Below are 17,612 nucleotides of genomic sequence, written 5' to 3'. Positions count from 1 at the left end.
GGAATCATGCGTATCGCGTTTCTGGTGGCACCCGAGGGCGTCGAGCAGGTGGAGCTGACCGAGCCCTGGAAGGCCGTCTCCGACGCCGGGCACGAACCGGTGCTGGTGTCGACGGAGTCCGGGAAGATCCAGGCGTTCAACCATCTCGACAAGGCGGACACCTTCCCTGTCGACGAGGTGGTGGGCGAGACGTCGGCCGAGTCCTTCGGCGGACTGGTGCTGCCCGGCGGGGTGGCCAACCCGGACTTCCTGCGGATGGACGAGAAGGCCGTCGCGTTCGTGAAGGACTTCTTCGACCGGGGCCGTCCGGTGGCCGCGATCTGCCATGCGCCGTGGACGCTGGTGGAGGCGGACGTCGTACGGGGCCGGGAGCTGACGTCCTGGCCGAGCCTGCGCACGGACATCCGCAACGCGGGCGGCACGTGGGTGGACGAGCAGGTGAAGATCTGCGACCACGGATCCAACCAGCTGGTGACGAGTCGCAAGCCGGACGATCTCAAGGCGTTCTGCGACGCGTTCCTGCACGTGTTCGCGGGCGAGGCGGGGTGACTCCGGCCACCTGCCGAACCCTGTCCTGACCGACTGTCCGTCCGGTGGAGGGCCGGCCCGCACGGGCCGGCCCTTCGCGCGTGGGCGTCCGCTCAGGTGCCGGACGTGCCCGGAGTCGCCGCCTCGCCGCAGGCCCGCTCGCGGGCGCCCTCGCGGGTGCGGCCCGCGCTGACCAGGCGGCGCGGATTGCGCCGCAGATACTCGCCCTCGAGTTGCGCCATGCGCTCGTTGTGGGTCCGCAGCGCGTCGTTCGAGCCGTACAGGAGGGTGTCGTGGCGCGTGCGGTGGATCGTCTCCAGCTCTTTCATGAGCTGCTGGTCGTCCAGTCGGCTGGGCTCGACTCCGGTCATGGTGGTGCCCCGCTCGTCGTGTTCGTTCATGGGGTCCGGGTACCCACCCGGCACGCACTGCTCCCGAGCGATGTGCGGGAGGAACTCGTGAAGCTCACCTTCCTGGTTCCACTGTACGAACATCCGGGCGGCGGTGACCACCGGCGCCCCGCCCGTCACCGCGCCCGTTCCACCCGGCGTTCGTCCCAGACCGGTTCCGGGGTCTCGCGGACGCGGCCGTCGGCGCCGAAGACCAGGTAGCGGTCGAAGGAGCGGGCGAACCAGCGGTCGTGGGTGACGGCCAGGACGGTGCCCTGGAAGGATTCCAGGCCTTCCTGGAGGGCCTCGGCGGACTCCAGGTCGAGGTTGTCGGTCGGCTCGTCCAGCAGCAGCGCGGTGGCGCCCTGCAGTTCGAGCAGGAGAATCTGGAAACGGGCCTGCTGGCCGCCGGAGAGCCGCTCGAAGGGGCGTTCGGCCTGGCCGGTCAGCTCGTAGCGGCGCAGCCGGGACATGGCGGCGCCCCGGTCCTGCGCGTGCTCCTTCCAGAGGATGTCGAGCAGGGTGCGGCCCTGGAGCTCCGGATGGGCGTGGGTCTGCGCGAAGTGGCCGGGGACGACGCGCGCGCCCAGCCTGAACTCGCCCGTGTGCGGCACGTCCTCGCCGGCGAGCAGCCGCAGGAAGTGCGACTTGCCGGAGCCGTTGGAGCCGAGGACGGCGACCCGTTCGCCGTAGAACACCTCCAGGTCGAAGGGGCGCATCAGGCCGGTCAGTTCGAGTTCCTTGCAGGTGACGGCGCGTACGCCGGTGCGCCCGCCCTTGAGCCGCATGCTGATGTCCTGCTCGCGCGGCGGCTCCGGCGGCGGCCCGGCCTCCTCGAACTTGCGCAGACGGGTCTGTGCGGCCCGGTAGCGGGAGGCCATGTCGGCGCTGTTCTCGGCGGCCTGGCGGAGGTTCAGCACCAGCTTCTTCAGTTGGGCGTGCTTCTCCTCCCAGCGGCGGCGCAACTCCTCGAAGCGGGCGAAGCGTTCACGCCGGGCCTCGTGATAGGTGGCGAAGCCGCCGCCGTGCACCCAGGCGTCCGCGCCCGCCGGGCCGGGCTCCACGGAGACGATCTTCTCGGCGGCGCGGGCGAGGAGTTCGCGGTCGTGGGAGACGAACAGAACGGTCTTCCGGGTCTCCTTGAGCTGTTGTTCCAGCCAGCGCTTGCCGGGTACGTCCAGGTAGTTGTCCGGCTCGTCCAGCAGCAGCACCTCGTCGGTGCCGCGCAGCAGCGCCTCCAGGACGAGGCGTTTCTGCTCGCCGCCGGACAGGGTGCGCACCTGTCGCCACTGGGCCCGCTCGTAGGGGACGCCGAGCGCGGCGGTGGTGCACATGTCCCACAGCGTCTCGGCCTCGTAGCCGCGTGCCTCGGCCCAGTCGGCGAGGGCCTGCGCGTAGCTGAGCTGGGCGGCCTCGTCATCGACGGTCATGATGGCGTGCTCGGCCCGGTCGACCGCCTCGGCGGCCGCGCGGATGCGGGGCGGGGCGACGGACACGAGCAGGTCGCGCACGGTCGTCTCGTCCCGTACGGAGCCCACGAACTGGCGCATCACGCCGAGGCCGCCGCTGACGGTGACCGTACCGCCGTGCGGTTTCAGCTCGCCGGAGATCAGCCGCAGCAGGGTGGTCTTGCCGGCGCCGTTGGGGCCGACCAGGGCGACGGCGGCACCTTCGCCGACCCGGAAGGAGACATCGCCGAGCAGCGTCCTGCCGTCGGGGAGGTGGTACTCGAGGTGCGCGGCTTCCAGATGTCCCATGGGAGGGCATTCTGTGGGCCGGCCGGGAGCCGGGGCAAACGCTTATCCGCGGCGCCCCTGCGATGCCGCACGGCTCCTCACGGGCCGCTCACCGGCTCCCCCGCCGGTCCGCCCTGCTCCGCGGGCACCACGGTCGCGCCCTCCCAGGACAGTGCCTTCCAGCCGTCGGCCGGCGAGCCCTCCAGGACCACCGTGCCGGTGTTGGACAGCGGGCGGGAGGCGGCGAAGGCCACGTCGACGTTGGCGGCGCGGGCGGCGGTCCACACACGGATGGCGGCGCCGTGGCTGATCATGGCGACGGCCGCGGCCCCGCTCGCGGCGGCCTCGGCGACCACCGCGTCGTACCGGGCCAGGGCCTCCTGCCCGCTCTCCCCGCCGGGGATCCTGAGCGCGGTGTCCCCGGCTGCCCAGGCGAACACCGTGCGCAGGTAGGTCAGCCCCTCCGGGGAGTCGCCCGGGCTCATCTCCAGGTCGCCGGCCGACAGCTCGCGCAGCCCGTCGCGGACGAGGACGTCGAGGCCGCGTACGGCGGCCAGCGGGGCGGCGGTGAGCCGGGCGCGGATCAGCGAGGAGGTGTAGAGGGCGTCGAGGTGCTCGTCGGCGAGGGCCTCGGGCAGGGCGGCGGCCTGCCGTTCGCCGAGCGGGGTAAGGCCCGCGCCCGGCGGGGCGGTGTCCAGCAGATGGTCCACGTTGGACGGGGTCTGGCCGTGGCGCACGAGGAGCAGGCGCATCCGGGGGATCCTCTCGCGGCGGTTCAGGCCGTCGGCGCACGCGGGGCACAACAAACGGCTGCTTCAGGGTAACCGCACCCCATGAACCCAGACGTGGACCTGACCGCCCTTCCGACCGGCCGGCCCGCCCTGCGGCGGCTGCTCGCCGCCGACACCCGGCTGTTCGAGGCGGCCGCCGCATGGCACTGGCCCGGTGCCGAGCGGGTGCTGCCGAGGCTGAGCCGGAGCGCGAACCACGGGGTGCTGTGGTTCGCCGCGGCCGGCGCGCTGGCGGTGGCCCGGACCCCGCGCTCGCGCCGGGCGGCCGTGCGGGGCATCGCCTCCCTCGGGCTGGCCTCGCTGACCATCAACACCCTCGGCAAGTGGTCGGTGCGCCGGGCGCGGCCGGTACTGGACCCGGTGCCGCTGGTGCGGCAGCTCAAGCGGCAGCCGATCACCACCTCGTTCCCGTCCGGTCACGCGGCCTCGGCCGCCGCCTTCGCGACGGGTGTGGCGCTGGAGTCCCCGGCGTGGGGCGCGGCGGTGGCGCCGGTGGCGTTCTCGGTCGCGGCGTCCCGGGTGTACACCGGGGTCCACTTTCCGAGCGACGTGCTGGCGGGCGCGGCGCTGGGCATGGGGGCCGCGTTCCTGGTACGGCGCCTGGTGCCGACCCGGGCGGGGTCCCTGCCGCCGGCCCGGCCGCGTGTCGAGGCGCCGGCGCTGGAGCAGGGCGAGGGTCTGGTGGTGGTCGCCAACCGGGGGTCGGGGACGGCGGACCGGATCGGGGCGCTGCGCACGGCGCTGCCGCGGGCGGACATCGTCGAGTGCGAGCCGGAGGACGTCGGGGACGAGCTGGCGAAGGCGGCGGCCCGGGCGCGGGTGCTCGGGGTGTGCGGGGGCGACGGGACCGTGAACGCGGCGGCGGCGCTCGCCCTGCGGCATGATCTGCCGCTGGCGGTGCTGCCCGGCGGGACCCTCAACCACTTCGCCCTCGACCTCGGGCTGGAGGACGACCGGGACCTGGCGTGGGCCGTGCGGCACGGCGAGGCGGTGCGGGTGGACGTGGGCCGGTTCAGGGCGGGCGACCGGGAGGGGCTGTTCCTCAACACCTTCGCCCTCGGTGTGTACCCGGAGCTGGTGCGCGTGCGGGAGCGCTGGTCGCACCGGATCGGCGGCTGGCCGGCCGGGCTGCTCGGCGCGCTGCGCGTGCTGCGCGCGGACCGGCATCCGCTGGCGGTCCAGGTGGGCGGCGAGCGGCGGCCGCTGTGGCTGCTGTTCGTCGGCAACGGGATCTACCACCGGATGGGGCTGGCGCCCGGTCGCCGCAAGGACCTGGCGGACGGTCTGCTGGACGTACGGGTGGTGCACGGCAGCCGCAGGCCGGCGCTGCGGCTGCTGGCGGCCGCGGCGGCCGGCCCGCTGACCCGCTCGCCGGCGCACGCGGCGGTGCAGCTCACGCGGCTGCGGCTGACCGGTGTGGAGCCGGGCACGCCGCTGGCGTACGACGGCGAGGTCGTGCCGGTCTCGGGCGAGGTGACGGTGGAGAAGCTGCCGGCGGCCCTGACGGTCTACCGCCCGCTGCGCAAGCCTTTCTGATGGTCCATCAGTCCATATGGCAAAACGCTGGTCTCAATATTCGGCACACGGGCGTACCGTTCGACGTACCGCGGACGGGGCCGTCGGCCCCGGGAGCCGGTACGACGAGGAGGGGCACAGCCATGCCGAAAGCACAGGAGAGCGCCGTCTACACGCACGGGCACCATGAGTCGGTACTGCGGTCGCACACCTGGCGGACCGCCGCCAACTCCGCGGCGTACCTGCTCGGCTCGCTCAAGCCCCACATGCGGATCCTGGACATCGGCTGCGGCCCGGGCACCATCACCGCCGACCTGGCGGAGCTGGTCCCGGACGGCCGGGTCACCGGCGTCGACCACGCGCCGGGGATCCTGGAGCAGGCCCGGCGGACAGCCGCCGAGAGGGGCCTGACCAATACCGACTTCGCGGTCGCCGACGTCCACGCTCTGGACTACCCGGACGACACCTTCTGCGTGGTGCACGCGCACCAGGTGCTGCAGCACGTCGGCGACCCGGTGCAGGCGCTGCGCGAGATGCGCCGGGTGACGAAGCCGGGCGGGTTCATCGCGGTGCGCGACGCCGACTACGCGGCCATGACCTGGTACCCGGCGGTGCCGGGCCTGGACGACTGGCTGGACCTGTACGAGACTGTCGCCCGCGCCAACGGCGGCGAGCCCGACGCCGGGCGCCGGCTGAAGTCCTGGGCGCTGGCCGCCGGACTGACGGACATCACGGCCACGTCCGGCACCTGGACCTTCGCCACCCCCGAGGAGCGGGCGTGGTGGAGCGGGCTGTGGGCGGACCGCACCCTCGCCTCGAGCTACGCGGAGCGGGCCACCGGGGGCGGCCACGCGACGCAGGAACGGCTGCGGGCGGTGTCGGAGGCCTGGCGGGAGTGGGGCGGACGGGAGGACGGCTGGTTCGCGGTCCTGCACGGTGAGATTCTGTGCCGTAAGTAGAGGTGCGTGAAGAAGCCTGGACCAGCAATTTCTGGAAACCCGGTGTGCAGGAGGTTCACATTATGGTTCCCATCCTGCTCGTCCTGCTTCTGGTGCTGATTCTCTTCGGCGCCGGATTCGCCCTGAAGATTCTGTGGTGGATCGCCCTGGCGGTGCTGGTTCTCTGGCTGCTGGGTTTCCTGGTGCGCGGCACGACCACCGGCGGCGGGAGGGGCCGCTGGTACCGGTGGTGAGTGACTGAGAAGAACAGCTGAATGCGTTCCGCGCCCTCATTCGCGGGGCAGCAGCGGTCCCAGCGGCCCGAGGTCCAGGTTCAGGTCCTCGGGCCGCAGCCCGTAGCGCTCCCTGAGCTCGGCCATCCGGTCCTCCAGGAGCATCAGGGTGAGCCCGATCCGCTCCTCCTGCTCCTCGGTCAGCTGGCCGGTGTCGAAGCGGCGCACCGCTTGGCGCTCCATCAGCTGGCGCAGCAGCTCCACCACGGTCAGGACGAGTTTCACCAGGTCGCGCTCGACGGTGTCGGGTTCGAGGTCGAGCCGGTTGCGCGCGGTCATGCGGGATCCTCCCTGGGCGCCCGGGCGGCGGGCAGCAGCTCGAAGGGCGAGGGGACCTGTTCGTTGACGGAGCTGATGAGTGCGTTGAGGTCGATACGGACGAGGTCGACGTCCGCGATCCTGAGGGTGATGTCACCGGTGATCACGACCCCGCCGGCCAGCAGCCGGTCGAGCAGGTCCACCAGCGCGATCTCCCGGCGTTCGACGACGGTCACTGTTCCTCCCCGGCACCGGTGGCTTTCTCGCCGAACTCCTGGGTGAACGAGTAGGCGGCCCAGGGGCCGGTGAGTTCCACCCGAATACCGGGCGCCTCGTCCTTTGTACGATCCACCATCTCCACGAATTCCTCGGAATCCGTCCGGCGCACCAGATAAGCCGCGTTGAGCACATTCTTTCCCGCCGCTCCGGACAGCGTGGAGTTCTGCGGGGGATGCAGCCGGGAATCCTCCGCGCGCCCGGCAAGGCGGTGGTGCAGGGACTCGGCGAAGGTCTCGGCCCGGCGCCACAGTTCCTCGTGCGCGTGCGTGCTCTCGCGCCGCCGGCGCAGATAGTCCCGCCCGCTGGCGGCACGGGTCGGGGCCGCGGTCGCGGGCTCGGGGGGCTCGCTCTCCACGAACACCTTGACGCCCCACTCCACCCGGCCCTCCAGCCGGTCCAGGGCGCGCCGGAAGTCGTCCTCGCGGGCCTCGATCATGGTGCGCACCCCGCTGTCGTCCCGGAAGACCGTCGCCAGCCGGAGCGGCAGGGGCGTGGTGACAGTGGTGAGCGCGTCGATCACGCCCTGGTGCGCCCGGGCGGTCGCGGCCAGCCAGTCGAGGTCCTCCAGGCGGCTCCGCAGCGCCTCCTCGCAGAACTCGCCCTCCGGGACCGTGCTGACGACCGCGACCAGCCCGTGGTGCTGCAGCACCGCCGGCGGGGCGCCCCCGATGCCCGTGAGCTGGACCTGCAGGGGCGCCCGGAAGGGGCGGCAGACGGCGTACACGTACCGCAGTCCGGTCATGGGGCCTCCTTCGGCACACGTCCGCCTTCGAGTTCCTCCAGCCGTGCCAGCCGCTCCCTGAGCTCGGCGTTCTCTCGCGTCAGCTGGTCGCGGCGGGCATGGGAGGAGAGCGCGGGATCGGTCTCCCACCAGTCAATGCCCATCTCCTTGGCCTTGTCGACCGAGGCGACGATGAGCCGCAGCTTGACGGTGAGGAGCTCGATGTCCAGCAGGTTGATCCGGATGTCGCCCGCGATCACGATGCCCTTGTCGAGCACGCGCTCGAGGATGTCGGCGAGGTTGGCCCCGCTGCTCTGCCCGTAGGGCTCGGGGAAGCGGCGGGCGGAGGGCTCGGGGAAGCGGCCGGGTGTCGTCATCGACGGCTCCCGCGCCCGGCGTACTCGGGCTCCTCTTCCTCCTCGTACTCCTCCTCGTCCTCGGGCTCTTCCTCCCGGCCTTCGTCCTCGGCCTCGTACTCCTCGGGCTCCTCCTCCTCGTCCTCGTACTCGCCCTCTTCTTCCTGCTCCTCGGGCTCTTCCTCGGGCTCCTCCTCGTCGGACGGGCCCTCTTCCTCGCCTTCGTACTCCTCGGACTCCTCGGACTCCTCGGGCTCCTCTTCCTCGCCCTCCTCCGGCTGCTGCTCGTCCTCCTGCGCCTTGGCCTCGGCCTCCTCCTCCTCGGCGACCGCGTCCTCGTGGCTGCGCACGACTTCGCCGTCCTGAATCTCGCCGCGCCAGCCGTCCTCCGCCTCGGCCTTGAAGGTGATGAAGCGGGCGTAGTGCTTCAGGTCGAGCCGGGCACGGCGGCCCTGGGCGCGCCAGATGTTGCCCGTCTTCTCGAAGAAGCCGCTCGGGTAGTACTCCATGACGAGCAGGACCCGGGTGAGGTTGTCCCCGAGCGCGTGGAAGGTGACGACGCCCTTCACGCTCCCCTTGGCGCCCTCGGACGTCCACTGGATGCGCTGGTCGGGGACCTGCTCGGTGGTCTGCGCCTTCCAGCTACGGCTGGACCACCAGATCTTCGCCTGCCAGTCGGAGTGGGTGTCGTCGGCGCGGCTGGCGCTCTTGACGCCCTTGGCGAAGTTACTGAAGTCCTGGTACTGGGTCCACTGGTCGTAGGCGGTGCGCAGGGGCACACCCACGTCGATGGATTCCATGATGACGGTGGGCTTGTTGCCGCCGCGTCCCTTGCGCTTGCCCTTGCCGCCGCCCCCCAGGTTCTTGAAGGCGCCCATGACGTTCTCCTTGACCCGGGAGCCGCCGAGTTCCAGCGCGGAACGCAGCGGGCCCTTGCCCTCGGCGATCTTGCGGCCGCCTTCGAGGGCCAGTTTCGCGAAGCCGGGGCTGTTGCCCTCGGCGATGTCGTTGAGCTTGTTGGTGGTCTCGCCCAGCTTGCGGCCGACTCCGGTGAGCAGGCGGGTGGCCTGCGCGGCCAGGTACTCCTGTGCCTCCGCCTTCAGGCGATCGGCGGCCTCGCTGTGGGCGAGATCCGTCAGCGGGTTGTTCTTCGCGGCGCCCGCGGCCCGTCCGGCCGCCGAGGTCGCGGACCCGAGGGTCTCGGTCATGTGTCATCGCCGCCCTTCGGCTGCCCGGACCGGCCGCTTGCGCCGCCGGTCGCTCCGGTCTTCTTCGCGGCCGCCCGGCCGGCCGTGCCGGTCCTGCGGGCCGCCGCCTTCTTGGCCGGGGCCTTCGCCGCGGCCTTCTTGGCGGTCTTCTTCGGCAGGGCCTTCTTGGCCGCCTTCTTGCGCGGCGCCTCCTTGCGGGCCTCCTCGCCGGTGTCCTCGCCGTCACCGTCCTCCCGCTCGCCGGACTCCTCGGCCGAGTCGTCGTACTGCTCCTCGTCGCGCCCCTCCTCGGAGTCCTCGGAGTCCTCGGAGCGCCCGGTGGGCACCGCTCCGGAGAGCTGGTCGCGCACCTGGGCGGTGCGGCCGTGCAGGCGGTCGGCGAGCGCGGTCATCTGCCGTTCGACCATGGCCCCGGAGGCGGCCTTGCCGACCCCCTTGAGGTCCCCTCGCAGCTGGTCCCCTATCTCCTTGACCTGTGGGTTGTCGCGCAGTTGCTGCTGCACCAGGCCGGCCAGGGCCTTCGGCGTGACGTTCAGCTTCTTGCCGGCCACGAGGGAGCCGACCGCGAGCGCCATTTTCAGCTTCTTCGTGCGTCCCAGCAGGTATCCGGCCCCTACCGCGAGGCCGAGTGCCGTCCGATTCATGATCCCGTCCCGTCGCCTTTCGTTTCGCCGGAGCCGAGGGCGGTCTCCAGCCGGTCGAGCAGTTCGTCCTCGCGCCGGTCGAACTCCTCCTCAGTGATCTCGCCCGCCTCCAATTGCTCCTCGAGGCGGGCGAGTTCGGCCCGTACGGTGGCGGGGTCGTAGTAGATCCGTTCCGCCTCGCGGAGCACCTGTCTGATCGCCCAGCCGCTGCCCCGCACCGGTGCGAAGGGCAGCAGCAGCACCTCGCCGATCAGTCCCACGGGGTCCTCCTTCCGTCCGGGCCCGGCCGCTACTGCGCCCCGGCGTCGGCGCCGGCCGCGCTGCCCGCGGGCTCGGCGGGGCCGGGCTCGACGAAGCTGTACGGCGGCAGCGGGCCGTTGACCCGCAGATCGAGGTGAGGGTGGCTCTTGCGGATCTGCTCGACCGCGGCCAGGAAGTGCTCGGCGGAGTCCCTGGCGACCAGGAACGAGACGTTGAGCAGCCAGCCCGTGGACTCCGGGCCCACGCTCACCGCGGCGGCGACCGGGGCCAGTGCGCTGCGCACCTCGGCGGCGTCCTCGGCCTCCTTGGCCTTGACGGCGTTCGCGACCATCTCGCCCAGGCGGATCTTGTCGTCGTAACTGCCGCCACCCGCCTGCCGATTGGCCTCGGCGAGGGAGCGCAGCTCGGTGTCCTCGGCCATCACCTGGTGCAGGACGGCCTCCTCGACATGGGTGGCCTTGACGTTGTACTCGACCTTGCCGTCGAGCTCGCGCAGCCGGTCCCCGTAGTGCTCGGCCCGCTCGGTGAGCACCTGGACGACGGCGTCGTCGCTCTCCGCGACGCTGCCGAACCGCATGGGCAGCACGCAGCCGCCCGCGCCCGTCTCGGCGAGCACGTTCTGGTGCGCGAGCAGGTCCCTGCGCTTGGGGCGCAGCCCCTCGGGGGCGTCGCTGACCACGGCGGCCAGCTCGCCGGCGGTGAGGACGCGCACGGGCAGCGGCGGCTCACCGACGCCCGTCATGCCCTCGGGGAGCGCCGGGTGCGAGCGGGCGGTGATCCCATAGACGTACGTGCTCACTCCTGCTCCTCCTTCCGGCGGGTCGTGGTCTTGCGCGGCCGGGGCCGGGACTCGCCCTCGCCCTCGGCCTCGCCGCGGGCCTGCTTGAAGGCGTCGGATATGGTCTCCGCCGCGCCGGACAGCGCGCCCTTGGACTTGCCGCGCGCGCCGGACTCGGTGATCTCGCCGACCAGGTCGGGCAGGCCCGGGCTCTTGCGCGGCCCCGCCTCCAGGTCGAGGCGGTTGCAGGCCTCGGCGAAGCGCAGATAGGTGTCGACGCTGGCCACGACGACCCGGACGTCGATCTTCAGGATCTCGATGCCCACCAGAGAGACACGCACGAAGGCATCGATGACGAGCCCCCTGTCGAGAACGAGCTCGAGTACGTCGTAGAGGCCGCTGCTGCCGCCTCCGCCTCCGGTCTGCTGTGCCGGTACAACGGTCATTCCGGCCGTTCCTCCTTGTGAGTGGTCGGGTGCGCGGTGTGTCCGCCGGCGCCTGGTGCCGGTCGGCGGCCTAACGGCCGCCGGGCCTGCGCGCGTCGGCCCGCCCGCGCTCGTAGCGGCGCACGCGCCGGTAGCCGGTGAGCTCGCCCTGCCGGTCGAGTTCCACCTCGTAGCTCGCCATCAGGCTCATCGTGTCCGGCACCCTCGGGAGTTCGAGGACCTCCACCTCGAGCGACCATCCGTCGTCGGTCTGCTCGAAGGAGGACACCGACTCCGGGTTGAGACCGGTGAGTTCGGCGAGCTGGCTGCGCGCCTGGCGCAGCACTTCCATGGGGGTCGGCCGCCGGGCGTCCGCCGCGTCCTGGTGTGTGCTGTGGTTCGTCTCCTGTGAGTTCTGGGTGTCTTGTGAACTCTGTGACTGGGATGTGTCTCTTGTGTTCGACATGGCCACCTCTCCCTGCGGGTGGCCGCTCCGCCCTTGGCCAAACATCCAGGAGGGCACGGGTCCTCCGGCGCCCGGTTCGTCCCCCCGGCGGGCGGCTCAGCCGCCCAGGGCGGCGAGGCGGCGCCGGGCGGGACCGAGGGCGCGTCCCCGGGCCGGCAGATCCGCCCAGGGATCGGTGCGGGCCTGGTCGACGGCGTCGGCGAGGGTCCAGCGGCGGGCGTCGAGACCGGGCTCGTCCAGCTGCTCCCAGCTCAGCGGCGTGGCGACCGGGGCGCCGGGCCGGGCGCGGACGGTGTAGGGGGCCACAGCGGTCTGCGCGTAGCCGTTGCGCTGCACGTCGAGGTAGAGACGGTCGCCGCGCGCCTCCTTGCGGGCGGCGGTGGTGAGCCGGTCCGGTTGCGCGGCTTCGGCGTACTCGGCGACCTCGCGGGCGAACCGCCGTACCTCGTCGAAGTCGTCGCGGCCGTCGAGCGGGACGACGAGGTGCAGCCCGCGCGAGCCGGTGGTCATGGGCGCGCACGGCAGGCCCAGCTCGTCCAGCAGCTCACGCAGCCGTACGGCGGCCTCGCGGACGGCGCCGAAGGCGTCCTCGCCGGGCGGGTCCAGGTCGAACACCAGCCGGTCGGGGTGGTCCACTCCCCCGGCGCGGTCGGTGCGGGAGAGCCAGCGGTGCAGGGTGAGGCAGGCCTGGTCGGCCAGGTAGAGGAGGGTGGCGGTGTCGTCGCAGACGACGTGCGTCACCGTGCCGCCCTCCTTGGGGACCTCGGCTCGGGTGATCCAGTCCGGGTAGTACTCGGGGGTGTTCTTCTGCATGAAGCGGGGGCCGTCCAGGCCGTCCGGATGGCGCTCCAGCATCAGCGGCCGGCCCCTCAGGTGGGGCAGCAGGTACGGGGCGACCGCCTCGTAGTAGTCGGCGAGGTCCCCCTTGGTGTACTCCTTGGCGTCCGCCGCGCCCGGGAAGAGCACCTTCCCGGGCCGCTGGATCTCCACCGTGCGGCGGCCCGCCCGTATCGTCCGCGCACCGTCGCCCGGGTCCGTGCTCATCGCACGACCGCCTCCTCGACCAGCAGCTTCGCCGCGGCCGCGATGCCGACGGCGTCGATGCCGGCCGCGTGCAGCTGCTCGTCGGGGGCGGCGGAGCCCGGCATGGTGCGCACCGCGAGCCGCACCAGGCGGGGCACCGGCCGGCCGTCGCCGAAGGCCTCCAGGACGGCGTCACCGAGGCCGCCCTCGGCATGGTGGTCCTCGACGGTGACCAGGCAGCCGGTCTCCTCGGCGGCCCGGCGCAACGTCTCGACGTCGACGGGCTTGACCGAGTACAGGTCCACGACCCGGACCTGGATGCCGTCCTGCGCGAGCCGGTCGGCGGCGTTCAGCGCCTCGTGCACGGTCACCCCGGCGGCGACGACGGTCAGCCGGTCCTCCTCGCTGGAGCGCAGCACCTTGCTGCCGCCGACCGGGAACTGCTCGTCGGGTCCGTAGATCACCGGAGTCTTGCCGCGCGAGGTGCGCAGGTAGCGGATGCCCTCGAGGCCGGCCATCTCGGTGACCAGGCGGGCGGTCTGATTGGCGTCGCACGGGTAGAGCACGGTCGAGCCGTACACCGAGCGGAACATCGCCAGGTCCTCCAGGCCCATCTGCGAGGGGCCGTCCTGGCCGATCGCGACGCCCGCGTGCGAGCCGACCAGGTTGATCCCGGACCCGCTGATCGAGGCCATGCGGACGAAGTCGTGGGCGCGGGTGAGGAAGGCCGCGAACGTGGAGGCGTACGGCACCCAGCCGCGCGTGGCCATGCCGACGGCGGAGGCGACGAGCTGCTGTTCGGCGATGTAGCACTCGAAGAACCGGTCGGGGTGTGCCTTGGCGAACTCCTCGGTACGGGTGGAGTCGCCGACCTCGCCGTCCAGGGCGACGACGTCGCCGCGGGCGGTGCCGAGCGCGGCGAGGGCCTTGCCGAAGGCGTCCCGGGTGGCGGCCTCCTCGCCCTGCTCGTACCGCGGGAGCTGGACGGGCTCGGTGGTGTGCGAGCGGTGCGCGGCGGCGGCGTGCGGTTCGCTGACCCGGACGTGCAGCTCCCTCGGGCCGCCCAGCTCCGCGACGGCGTCCTCGGCCTCGGGCAGCGGCTTGCCGTGCAGGCCCTCGCGGTCCTCCACGGCGGCGACGCCCTTGCCCTTCAGGGTGCGGGCGAGGATCACCGTGGGCTGGCCGGTCGTCGACAGCGCCTCGCCGTAGGCCCGGTCGATGGCGTCCACGTCGTGGCCGTCGATCTCGATGGTGTGCCAGTCGAACGCCTGGAAGCGGCGGGCGTAGGCGTCCAGGTCGTGGCCGTGCCGGGTGGGACCGCGCTGGCCGAGACGGTTGACGTCCACGACGGCGACCAGGTTGTCCAGGTGCTCGTACCCGGCGTGCTCCGCCGCCTCCCAGATGGAGCCCTCGGCGAGCTCGCTGTCACCGCACAGCACCCAGACCCGGTAGCCGCTGTGGTCCAGCCGCTTGCCGGCGAGGGCGATGCCGACGGCGACGGGCAGGCCCTGGCCGAGCGAGCCGGTGGCCGTCTCCACCCACGGCAGCCGGCGCGGCGTCGGGTGTCCTTCGAGACGGCTGCCGAGCTTGCGGAAGGTGAGCAGTTCGCCGTCCTCGATGATGCCGGCGGCCTTGTAGGCGGCGTACAGCAGTGGGGAGGCGTGGCCCTTGGAGAGGACGAAGCGGTCGTTGGCGGGGTGGTCGGGGCGCTCGAAGTCGTAGCGGAGGTGGTTCGCGAGGAGGACGCCGAGCAGGTCGGCGGCGGACATCGAGGAGGTCGGGTGCCCGGACCCGGCCGCGGCGGCGGCCCGCACACTGTCCACGCGCAACTGCTGCCCGAGGTCGGTGAGTTCGGCGGTGTTCATGAGTCTCCTTCTGCTGAGTCCTTGGAATTCGGGCGCTCCGCGGGGGCGACGGGCGGATCGGTGCGCTTCACGGGACCGGGGGCGGGATGCGGCTCGGCGGACCGCCCGCCGGACCGCTTCCCGGCGGGCTCGGTGCCGGGCTGACCCTCGGCGGGCTCGGTGCCGGGTTGATTCGTGGCAGGTTCTGTGCCGGTCCGATTCTTGGCGGGTCCAGTGCCAGTCCGATTCTTGGCAGGTTCGCCACTGGGCTGGTTCTTTACGGGCTCCCCGCCCGGCTGGTTCTTCGCGGGCTCGCCACCCGGCTGGTTCTTTACGGGCTCCCCGCCCGGCTGGAACTTCGCGGGCTCGCCACCCGGCTGGAACTTCGCGGGCTCGCCACCCGGCTGGAACTTCGCGGGCTCCCCGCCCGGCTGGTTCTTCGCGGGCTCGCCACCCGGCTGGTTCTTCGCGGGCTCCCCGCCCGGCTGGTTCTTCGCGGGCTCGCCACCCGGCTGGTTCTTCGCGGGCTCGCCACCCGGTCGGCCGTTCGCCCCCTCGCCACCGGGCTTCTTCGCAGGCCCGCCACCTGGTTGGCTCTTCGCGGCCTCGGTCTGGCCTCGGGGGTCGCCCGGTACTCGGGGCAGTTCCGGGGAGGCTGTGTCCAGGGGGACGGACCAGGAGCGGACGAGGCCCAGTTGGACGCCCTGGCGCGGGAGGACGGCGTCCAGGAGCCAGTCGGCGACGACGCGGACGCGGTTGCCGGGCAGCGCGGCCAGGTGGTAGCCACGGGTGACCGCACCGGCCGGCAGGCCGGACAGCGGGATGCCGAGCGGGTTGGCGGCGGCCCGGACGCCCCCGAGGTCGACGACGAAGCCCAGGTCCCGGTGGCGGTAGGCGCGCCGGCGCCGGCCGAGTCCGAGCGAGGCGGCCACGTTCTCCCCGGCCACCTTGCCCTGCCGCCAGGCGTGCTGGGCGGTCATCGGCGTGAACGTGCCCGGACGCTCCAGGTCGGGCACGGCCGCCGCGTCCCCGCAGGCGAACACCTCCTCGCGGCCCGGCACCCGCAGGTACGGGTCGACGATCAGCCGGCCCCGCTCCAGCGGCTGCCGGACGGCCTCGACGAGTGGGTCGGGCCGGACCCCGACGCACCACACGAGCGTCCGCGAAGGCACGAACTCCCCGTCGGTGAGCAGCACCCCGTCGTGCGTGGCCTCCTTCACGGAGGTCCCCATCCGCACGTCGACGCCCCTCGTCCTGAGGACCCGGTCGGCGGTGCGCGAGAGCCGCTCGTCCATCTCCGGCAGCACACGCGGCGCGATGTCCAGCAGGAGCCAGCGCGGCCGGGCACTGCCGGGCAGATGCCGGCGCGCGAGACGGTCGGTGAGCATCTGCATCTGCGCGGCCACCTCGGTGCCGGTGTAGCCCGCGCCGACCACCACGAAGGTGCACCGCGCGGCCCGCTCCTCCGGGTCGTCCGTCGCGGCGGCCAGCTCCACCTGCCGGGTGACGTGGTCACGCAGGTACAGCGCCTCGGGCAGCCTCCGGAACCCGTGCGCGTGCTCGGCGACGCCCGGGATCGGCAGCAGCTTGTTGACGCTGCCGACGGTCAGCACCAGCCGGTCGTACGCCAGGCTCCCGGTGCCGCCCTCGGGGTCCGTGTAGTGCACGGCGCGCCCGTCGAGGTCGACGCCGGTCGCCTCCCCCAGCACCAGTCGCACCCCGCGCAGGGTGCCGGGCAGCGAGACGGTCACCCTGCGGGCCTCCAGGATCCCGGCGGACACCTGGGGCAGCAGTGGCAGGTACAGGAAGTAGTCGGTCGGGTTGAGCAGCGTGATGTGCGCGCGGCCCCGGGTCAGCCGGGCGAGGGTGCGGGCGGCCCGGTACCCGGCGAATCCGCCGCCGACGATCACGACGCGTGGTCGACTCACGGTGCGCCTCCGGCTCAGTCGCTCCTTGGAGGCTTTCCGCGTAACCGGGCCCGGGGCACCCAAACGCCGCGGGCCTCACCCGGACGCCCGCCCCGGACGTCCCGGGCGCCGGGCCGGCTCGCGTTTCGCAAGGTCGGACCCGGTTACCCGGCCCGCACCACATCGACGTCCCCAGCCCCGACCCCGACCGCCCGGTCGCGGAGGTGTCCCCATGCCCGAGTACGGCTACTTCCTGTCCTGCGAGCAGTACGGTCCCGCCGAGTTGATCGAGCAGGCCCGCATGGCCGAACAGGCCGGCTTCACGGCCCTGTGGATCTCCGACCACTATCACCCGTGGAACGACGAGCAGGGCCAGAGCCCGTTCGTCTGGTCGGTGATCGGCGCCCTGTCGGAGGCGGTCTCACTGCCCGTCGAGACGGCGGTGACCTGCCCGACCGTCCGCATCCACCCGGCGGTGCTGGCGCAGGCGGCCGCGACCAGCGCGGTGATGACCGAGGGCCGGTTCCGGCTGGGCGTGGGCACCGGGGAGGCGCTCAACGAGCACATCCTCGGCGACCGCTGGCCCCCGCTGCACATCCGCCTGGAGATGCTGGAGGAGGCCATCCAGGTGATGCGCCGGCTGTTCACCGGCGAGGAGGTCAACCACCACGGCACGCACTACACCGTGGAGAACGCGCGGCTGTACACGGTCCCGGACGAGCCCGTCCCGATCGACATCTCCGGCTTCGGCCCCAAGGCGACCTCGCTGGCCTCAAGGGTCGGCGACGGCTACATCACGATGATGCCGGACGAGGAGATGGTCACCCGGTTCCGCAAGGGCGGCGGTGGCGCGAAGCCGGTGAGCGGCGGCACCAAGGTGTGCTACGGGACCGACCGCGAGGAGTGCGTACGGACGGTGCACCGGCTCTGGTACAACGAGCTGCTGCCCGGGGAGATGGGGCAGGTGCTGCCGACGCCGAGCCACTTCGAGCAGTTGTCGGAGCTGGTGACCGAGGACATGGTCCGGGAGAAGTCGGTGTGCGGCGATGATGTGGACGAGCACGTGGCGGCGCTGCGGGCGTTCGCCGACGCCGGGTTCGACCGGGTGTACGTGAATCAGATCGGGGCGGATCAGCGGGGCTTCTTCGACTTCTACCGGACGAAGGTGCTGCCGCAGCTCGCCGACTAGGGATCGCGGGCCGGGGGAATCGGGACCACTCCTGCCTCGGCTCCTTCCCAACTAGGCTCTCCC

Annotated in this window: 20 protein-coding genes and 1 pseudogene; 5 read left to right on the top strand and 16 right to left on the bottom strand. The window is 72.6% G+C overall.

Going from position 1 to position 17,612, the window contains the following annotated elements:
* Window positions 1–6 precede the first annotated feature (6 nt).
* Window positions 7–549, top strand: coding sequence for a type 1 glutamine amidotransferase domain-containing protein (locus ACZ404_RS15925; RefSeq protein ID WP_468440095.1), 543 nt, complete (start codon window positions 7–9; stop codon window positions 547–549).
* Window positions 550–641: 92 nt separating this feature from the next.
* Here ACZ404_RS15925 and ACZ404_RS15920 read toward each other — a convergent pair whose 3' ends face one another.
* The 3 genes from ACZ404_RS15920 to ACZ404_RS15910 form a co-directional block, all read right to left on the bottom strand.
* Window positions 642–929 (bottom strand): DUF6158 family protein, encoded by a 288-nt coding sequence (locus ACZ404_RS15920; RefSeq protein WP_468440093.1) that lies wholly within the window; start codon window positions 927–929, stop codon window positions 642–644.
* A 125-nt stretch (window positions 930–1,054) separates the two neighbouring features.
* Window positions 1,055–2,674: an ABC-F family ATP-binding cassette domain-containing protein gene (locus tag ACZ404_RS15915; protein WP_468440091.1), complete on the bottom strand. Its 1,620-nt coding sequence runs from the start codon at window positions 2,672–2,674 to the stop codon at window positions 1,055–1,057.
* A gap of 77 nt (window positions 2,675–2,751) precedes the next feature.
* Window positions 2,752–3,405 carry a histidine phosphatase family protein gene (locus tag ACZ404_RS15910; protein WP_468440089.1) on the bottom strand — a complete coding sequence of 218 codons (654 nt, stop codon included), beginning with the start codon at window positions 3,403–3,405 and terminating at the stop codon, window positions 2,752–2,754.
* Between the two features lie 81 nt (window positions 3,406–3,486).
* On the opposite strand from ACZ404_RS15910, the gene ACZ404_RS15905 reads away from it, so the two are divergent.
* The 3 genes from ACZ404_RS15905 (at window position 3,487) to ACZ404_RS15895 (ending at window position 6,151) form a co-directional block, all read left to right on the top strand.
* A complete protein-coding gene (locus tag ACZ404_RS15905; protein ID WP_468440087.1) occupies window positions 3,487–4,980 on the top strand; it encodes a phosphatase PAP2 family protein in 1,494 nt (497 codons plus the stop codon).
* Between the two features lie 122 nt (window positions 4,981–5,102).
* Window positions 5,103–5,918 carry a class I SAM-dependent methyltransferase gene (locus ACZ404_RS15900; protein WP_468440085.1) on the top strand — a complete coding sequence of 272 codons (816 nt, stop codon included), beginning with the start codon at window positions 5,103–5,105 and terminating at the stop codon, window positions 5,916–5,918.
* Between the two features lie 62 nt (window positions 5,919–5,980).
* Window positions 5,981–6,151, top strand: coding sequence for a hydrophobic protein (locus tag ACZ404_RS15895; protein WP_468440583.1), 171 nt, complete (start codon window positions 5,981–5,983; stop codon window positions 6,149–6,151).
* A 36-nt stretch (window positions 6,152–6,187) separates the two neighbouring features.
* Here ACZ404_RS15895 and ACZ404_RS15890 read toward each other — a convergent pair whose 3' ends face one another.
* The 13 genes and pseudogenes from ACZ404_RS15890 to ACZ404_RS15830 form a co-directional block, all read right to left on the bottom strand.
* Window positions 6,188–6,469 carry a gas vesicle protein K gene (locus ACZ404_RS15890; RefSeq protein WP_468440083.1) on the bottom strand — a complete coding sequence of 94 codons (282 nt, stop codon included), beginning with the start codon at window positions 6,467–6,469 and terminating at the stop codon, window positions 6,188–6,190.
* Window positions 6,466–6,684 carry a gas vesicle protein gene (locus ACZ404_RS15885; protein WP_468440081.1) on the bottom strand — a complete coding sequence of 73 codons (219 nt, stop codon included), beginning with the start codon at window positions 6,682–6,684 and terminating at the stop codon, window positions 6,466–6,468. The genes ACZ404_RS15890 and ACZ404_RS15885 overlap by 4 nt, the downstream gene beginning before the upstream one ends.
* On the bottom strand, window positions 6,681–7,469 hold the full coding sequence (locus ACZ404_RS15880; protein WP_468440079.1) for a GvpL/GvpF family gas vesicle protein: 789 nt from the start codon (window positions 7,467–7,469) through the stop codon (window positions 6,681–6,683). Before ACZ404_RS15880 ends, ACZ404_RS15885 begins: the two co-directional genes overlap by 4 nt.
* On the bottom strand, window positions 7,466–7,825 hold the full coding sequence (locus tag ACZ404_RS15875; protein ID WP_468440077.1) for a gas vesicle protein: 360 nt from the start codon (window positions 7,823–7,825) through the stop codon (window positions 7,466–7,468). Before ACZ404_RS15875 ends, ACZ404_RS15880 begins: the two co-directional genes overlap by 4 nt.
* Entirely contained in the window at window positions 7,822–9,012 is a 1,191-nt protein-coding gene (locus ACZ404_RS15870; protein ID WP_468440075.1) for an SRPBCC family protein, read from the bottom strand. Before ACZ404_RS15870 ends, ACZ404_RS15875 begins: the two co-directional genes overlap by 4 nt.
* A complete protein-coding gene (locus tag ACZ404_RS15865) occupies window positions 9,009–9,656 on the bottom strand; it encodes a DNA primase (protein WP_468440073.1) in 648 nt (215 codons plus the stop codon). The genes ACZ404_RS15870 and ACZ404_RS15865 overlap by 4 nt, the downstream gene beginning before the upstream one ends.
* A pseudogene (locus ACZ404_RS15860) lies at window positions 9,653–9,922 on the bottom strand (gas vesicle protein GvpG); the annotation flags it as partial. The gene ACZ404_RS15865 and the pseudogene ACZ404_RS15860, both read right to left, overlap by 4 nt.
* A gap of 23 nt (window positions 9,923–9,945) precedes the next feature.
* Complete coding sequence (locus ACZ404_RS15855) at window positions 9,946–10,716, bottom strand: GvpL/GvpF family gas vesicle protein (protein WP_468440071.1); 771 nt, start codon at window positions 10,714–10,716, stop codon at window positions 9,946–9,948.
* Complete coding sequence (locus ACZ404_RS15850) at window positions 10,713–11,141, bottom strand: gas vesicle structural protein GvpA (protein ID WP_468440069.1); 429 nt, start codon at window positions 11,139–11,141, stop codon at window positions 10,713–10,715. The genes ACZ404_RS15855 and ACZ404_RS15850 overlap by 4 nt, the downstream gene beginning before the upstream one ends.
* A 70-nt stretch (window positions 11,142–11,211) precedes the next feature.
* Window positions 11,212–11,586 (bottom strand): gas vesicle protein GvpO, encoded by a 375-nt coding sequence (locus tag ACZ404_RS15845; protein WP_468440066.1) that lies wholly within the window; start codon window positions 11,584–11,586, stop codon window positions 11,212–11,214.
* A 96-nt stretch (window positions 11,587–11,682) separates the two neighbouring features.
* On the bottom strand, window positions 11,683–12,630 hold the full coding sequence (gene ligD, locus ACZ404_RS15840; protein WP_468440064.1) for a non-homologous end-joining DNA ligase: 948 nt from the start codon (window positions 12,628–12,630) through the stop codon (window positions 11,683–11,685).
* Entirely contained in the window at window positions 12,627–14,474 is a 1,848-nt protein-coding gene (locus ACZ404_RS15835; protein ID WP_468440063.1) for a transketolase, read from the bottom strand. The genes ligD and ACZ404_RS15835 overlap by 4 nt, the downstream gene beginning before the upstream one ends.
* Window positions 14,471–16,381, bottom strand: a complete 1,911-nt coding sequence (locus ACZ404_RS15830; RefSeq protein ID WP_468440062.1) for an NAD(P)/FAD-dependent oxidoreductase — start codon at window positions 16,379–16,381, stop codon at window positions 14,471–14,473. The genes ACZ404_RS15835 and ACZ404_RS15830 overlap by 4 nt, the downstream gene beginning before the upstream one ends.
* 211 nt (window positions 16,382–16,592) lie before the next feature.
* Between ACZ404_RS15830 and ACZ404_RS15825 the strand changes: the two genes are divergently transcribed.
* Entirely contained in the window at window positions 16,593–17,549 is a 957-nt protein-coding gene (locus tag ACZ404_RS15825; protein ID WP_468440061.1) for an LLM class F420-dependent oxidoreductase, read from the top strand.
* Window positions 17,550–17,612 lie beyond the last annotated feature (63 nt).

This window comes from Streptomyces sp. NPDC030798 (genome assembly GCF_055572275.1).
The sequence above is the reverse complement of the archived record's forward strand: the minus strand, read 5'-3'. Positions and strand labels throughout refer to the sequence as shown.